This window comes from Bartonella sp. CL25QHWL (genome assembly GCF_042195335.1).
Lineage (GTDB): Bacteria > Pseudomonadota > Alphaproteobacteria > Rhizobiales > Rhizobiaceae > Bartonella.
Window position 1 is genome coordinate 1 of sequence record NZ_JBHIOE010000086.1, and the last position, 746, is coordinate 746.

The following is a 746-nucleotide window of genomic DNA, read 5'->3' on the forward strand; positions in this document are numbered from 1 at the left end:
CATCTTGTTTAATAAAACTACTGGCTGCTACTTGTTCTTTTATTTCCTTCAGTTGTGCAAAATTCACCGCATCGGTGCTTTCAGTACCCGTTGCCACTCCAGTTATCTTTTTACCTCCAGCATCAATACCTCCGGTGGTTATTTTCGGACCATTGGCAATCACTAAGCCTGTTGCGTCTAGGGTATTGCTTCCTGCAGTTACTTTATTGACTGCGATTTCCTTAGCTAGATCAAATTTTATATTATTGTCATCTTTGCCTTTGCTAATTTGAAGATTTTTACTTGCCGCTAATAAATCGATCTTGCTCTCTATACCAATAGTTGTAGCATCTGCACCACCAACAGACAGCTGCCAACCTTTATCTACGTAATTTTGTAATGACTTTATCTGCGCAACATTAGCAGCATCAGTCAGTTCAGAACCAGCTGCTACCCCTATAATTTGTCGCGTTTTCTTCTCGCTGACATCACCAACACTCACAGCACCATAACCACTCTTCCATTGAGCGTCAGCACCTGTTGCATTCGCTTTCTTATAAGGAGAATAGCCAGAAACACCACTAGCCCTATCGGCTACAGTATCTGCACCTAGAGCAACACTGGACAACGTTTCCGCTCTTGACCGTCCACCAATAACGGTAGTACCAGCACTGTTGACTTGCGTGTTGTTGCCAACAATAGTAACAGCCTCAAACAGGTTATTTTGTGAATGTACCTGTATGTTGTTACCAATAGCAATAATATTA

1 pseudogene is annotated in these 746 nt (G+C 42.0%); it reads right to left on the reverse strand.

Going from position 1 to position 746, the window contains the following annotated elements:
• A pseudogene (locus tag ACFILY_RS09590) lies at positions 1-607 on the reverse strand (hypothetical protein); the annotation flags it as partial.
• Positions 608-746 lie beyond the last annotated feature (139 nt).